The organism is Micromonospora sp. KC207 (assembly GCF_004348615.1).
In the GTDB taxonomy this organism is placed as follows: Bacteria; Actinomycetota; Actinomycetes; order Mycobacteriales; family Micromonosporaceae; genus Micromonospora.
Genome location: NZ_SMKJ01000433.1, coordinates 1 through 3,984 on the forward strand (window position 1 = coordinate 1; position 3,984 = coordinate 3,984).

The window sequence follows — 3,984 nt, forward strand, 5'->3', positions numbered from 1 at the left end:
GGTGGACGGGTGGGTGGCCAGCGCAGCGGCCAGCGGTGGTGCGGCGGCGGTTCCGCCCCGTCGGGTCGGCGCGCCGCGTCATCCCTGGACATCAGACCCCCGATCGGCGCGGTGTCGCGCCCTCGCCCAGGTCAACGAAGCCCGCAGCGGCCGGGACGCTGCCCAACCGGCGTCCGCTGCCCGACAGCGGCGCTCACCAGCCGCGCCTGGGCAGCGGCAGGTGGCCGGGAAGCAGCTCGGCCGGGACCGAGACGCCGGTGGCCCGTAGGGCGTCGACCAGCACGTTCTGCACCAGGTAGGAGTCCGGAAGCTGCCAGCGTGCCTGTTCCGGGGCGACCGCCCAGCGGACCGCGCCCTCCGGCAGCCGGGTCGGCGGTGCGGCTATCCACGAGCCGACGCCGTGCCGGACCACGTGGAAGCAGTGCTCCAGCTCGGGGCGGAGCGGGTCGCCCGGGCGAACCAGGAACATCCAGCGCCCGGTCGGGGTCACCACCACCGGCCCCCGGACCCCGGCGCCGGCCGGGTGCGTCCCGACCGAGTCGAGCACGTGCCGTCCGAGGTGGGCCGGCACCTCGAGGACGTCGAACGCCCGCCCGGTGGGCAGCAGCACGCCGTGCGGCCGGCTGCGCCACCAGGTCGCCACCCGGGCCGGGTCGGTGGTCGCGGCCCGCTCCCACTCCTGGAGGGCGGGGTGGCAGCCGATGGTGGGGCAACCGGCCCGGCCGCACACGAAACGACTACGTGCCAGGCACGCGCCGGGGGTCACCTCCCAGCCGTGCGCGGCGTAACGGACGGCGACCCGGCGCAGCCGGACCCGTTCCAGCGGCGACAGCTGTGCGACCCGAGGGCCGACGTTCCCCCACATTCGTCCGTACTCCCTCCGCCCGCCACCGCTAGGTGCCAGGTCCTCTGTCGAGCGCCGTCACTGCCGTAGACCGTCGTCGTTGACTGACGAAACGGCTGGTGCAACTTGCACGAAAGCTACGAGGACCACCCGTGCGGCCGACGTACTGGCTGTGCGACCAGCGAAAACCTGAGGGCGAGGGGATTCACGCCGCCTGCGGGCTGCCGCCGGTGGCCGATTGGATACCGGCAGGGGGGACGGAAATATGGACGAATTGCCCATTGGTCGGCGGGTGGCCTACTGGCGTGGGCGGCGCAAACTGTCCCAACAGGTCTTCGCCGACCGGCTCGGCAAGTCCAAGAGCTGGGTGGACAAGGTCGAGCGCGGGGTGCGCAGGCTGGACAAGTTCTCGGTCCTCTACGAGATCGCCTACATCCTCCAGGTCGACGTGCAACTGCTGCTCGGCAAGGACCCGGAGCGGCGCACCGACGCGCTCAACTGCATCGACCAGGTCGAGGTCCAGGAGATCCGGGCCGCCCTGGAGCGGTACGACTCGATGAGCGCCTACTTCGACGCGGCCCCGTACCCGCCGCCGCTGGCGGACATGCGCAAGGCGGTCAACCACGCCTGGCTCACCTACCAGTACGGCCGTTACGGGATGCTGACCCGGGCGCTACCCAAGCTGCTGCGCGACGCCCAGGCCGCCGACGCCGGCCACGACGGCGACCATGCCCTGGAAGCGGCCAACCTGCTCGGCCAGGTGTACCAGATCGCCTCCTCGGTGCTGCGCAAGCTCGGCGAGTGCGACCTGGCCTGGCTGGCCGCGGACCGGTCGATGGCCGTCGCCCAGCGGGCCGACGACCAGCTACTGGCCGGCATCGCCACCACCCGGGTGTGCAACGCGATGGCCGCGATGGGCCGGCCCCGGCCCGCGCTGGAGCTCAACCTCACCATCGCCAACCGGCTGGCCCTCGGCGGGAGCAACGACGACGACCCGCAACGACTTTCCGTCTACGGCATGCTGCTGCTCCAGGGCGCGATGGCCGCCGCCCGGCTCGGCGACTCCGCCACCGTCGACGACCTGATCAACGGCGCTTACGAGGCGGCCCTGCAGCTCGGCAGCGACCAGAACCACTACTGGACCTCGTTCGGCCCGACGAACGTGGAGCTGCACCGGGCCGCCGCCGCGGTGGAACTGGGCGACGGGGGGCGGGCAGTGGAGATCCACCACCAGCGCATCACGGAGCCCGCGTTCAACGCCCTGCTGCCCGAGCGTCGGGCCCACCACCTGCTCGACCTGGCCCGGGGCCTCGCCCAGATCGGCGACGTGGCCAGCGCCGGGGAGATGCTGCTACGCGGCGACCGGCTCGCCCCCTCGGAGATCCGCTGCCGGCCGATCGCCCACGAGGTGATGTCGGACGTCCTGCGTCGCACACGGGGTGCGCCGCCTTCGCTGATCGCGGAGTTGGCTGAGCAGATGGGAGTGGGAGTATGAGCGCGGTGGGGGTCGGGACGACCGATCCGCACCGCGGCAGCGAGCGCCGCGAGGTGCTCTACGTCATCGCCTGCGGGTCGCCGCTGGCCGGCCACGTCGGCCGGCTCGTGGAACTGGCTCAGCAGGACGGCTGGGACGTGTGCGTGGTCACCACGCCGGACGGCGAGAAGTTCGTCGACCGGCCGGCGCTGGCCCGCCAGACCGGTCATCCGGTCCGCAGCCGCTACAAGAATCCAGGCGACCCGGACGTGCTGCCCCCGGCCGACGCGATGGTGGTCTGCCCGGCAACGTCCAACACGGTCAACAAATGGGCGGCCGGGATCACCGACACCCTCGCCCTCGGCCTGCTGGTCGAGGGACAGGGCAAGGGGGTGCCGATCGCGGCGGTGCCGTTCACCAACGAAGCGATGGCCAGGCATCCGGCCTTCCGGGCCAGCCTGGCCCGGCTGGCCGAGTGGGGGGTGGACGTGCTCTTCGGCGACCACGTCGTCCCGCTGCACCCGCCCGGCTCCGGCGAGCACCATCTGCACGCGTTCCCCTGGGCCGCCGTCCTGGCGGCCCTGAGCGGCCTGCGTTGCGCGGCCACCCCCGCCGCCTGAGCCGAACAGCCCGAGCCGGTCAGCCCGGAGCCGGGAAAGCCCGAGCCGGGAAAGCTTGAGTCGAGAGAGCCGAGAAGCAGGGGCCCCTTGTCAGCGGATTCCGTCAGCCCGGGGGCCCCTTACCACCGCCGACGCCGTGGCGGACGGCCAGCGCCGGTAAGCTGGCCCCCCGTGAGCACAACCGCGAACCCGCCGCCGACGACGACCGTGGCCGACGTGGTGGCGGGGCTTGCGCAGCGCTATCCGACGGCCTGGGCCGAGGACTGGGACCGCGTCGGGCTGGTACTCGGCGAGCCCACCGCCGGAGTGCGCCGGGTGGCCTGCGTGGTCGACGTGGTCCCCGAGACGGTCGCCGAGGCGCTCGCCGCCGGTGCCGACATGATCGTGGCCCACCACCCGCTGCTGTTGCGCGGGGTCTCCTCGGTCGCACCGACGACGTACAAGGGGCGTATCGTCCACGACCTGATCAAGGCCGACGTGGCGCTGTACGTCGCGCACACCAACGCCGACGTGGCCGCCCCCGGCGTCTCCGACGCCCTCGCGGCCCGCTTCGGGCTGACCGGGCTGCGCCCGCTGCACCCCCCGGCTCCCGGGTCGCCGGCGGCCGGCGCCGGGCGGGGGATCGGTCGGATCGGCGAGTTGCCCCGGCCGATGACCCTCGCCGAGCTGACCCGGCACGCCGCCGCCGTGCTCCCCGCCACCGCCTGGGGCGTTCGCGCAGCCGGCGATCCCGGGCGTATGGTTCGTACCCTCGCGGTCAGTGGCGGCTCGGGGGACGCCTTCCTCCGCGCGGCGACCGCAGCCGGCGTCGACGCGTACCTCACCGCCGACCTGCGCCACCATCCCGCCGGCGAACACCTCGCCGCCGGCGGGCCCGCCCTGCTGGACGCCGCCCACTGGGCGACCGAGCGGCCCTGGCTCGACGACCTGGCCGCCGTCCTGCGGGCCGAGCTGGGCGTCGAGACCACCGTGTCCGATCTGGACACCGACCCGTGGACGGTGCACGCCACCGCCCCCACGGCTGCCGGCCCGGCAGCCACCCGCAC

The 3,984-nt window shown here is 73.7% G+C and carries 4 protein-coding genes; 3 read left to right on the plus strand and 1 reads right to left on the minus strand.

Annotated features, from left to right (window positions below):
* Positions 1–193 precede the first annotated feature (193 nt).
* Positions 194–865 carry a bifunctional DNA primase/polymerase gene (locus E1258_RS30715; RefSeq protein ID WP_132407260.1) on the minus strand — a complete coding sequence of 224 codons (672 nt, stop codon included), beginning with the start codon at positions 863–865 and terminating at the stop codon, positions 194–196.
* 244 nt (positions 866–1,109) lie between these two features.
* Between E1258_RS30715 and E1258_RS30720 the strand changes: the two genes are divergently transcribed.
* From E1258_RS30720 to E1258_RS30730, 3 genes are all read left to right on the plus strand, one after another.
* Positions 1,110–2,339, plus strand: a complete 1,230-nt coding sequence (locus tag E1258_RS30720; protein ID WP_132407262.1) for a helix-turn-helix domain-containing protein — start codon at positions 1,110–1,112, stop codon at positions 2,337–2,339.
* A complete protein-coding gene (locus E1258_RS30725) occupies positions 2,336–2,938 on the plus strand; it encodes a flavoprotein (RefSeq protein WP_132407264.1) in 603 nt (200 codons plus the stop codon). Before E1258_RS30720 ends, E1258_RS30725 begins: the two co-directional genes overlap by 4 nt.
* A gap of 171 nt (positions 2,939–3,109) precedes the next feature.
* Positions 3,110–3,984: Nif3-like dinuclear metal center hexameric protein (locus E1258_RS30730; RefSeq protein WP_132407266.1), on the plus strand; the 875-nt coding region annotated here is incomplete at its 3' end.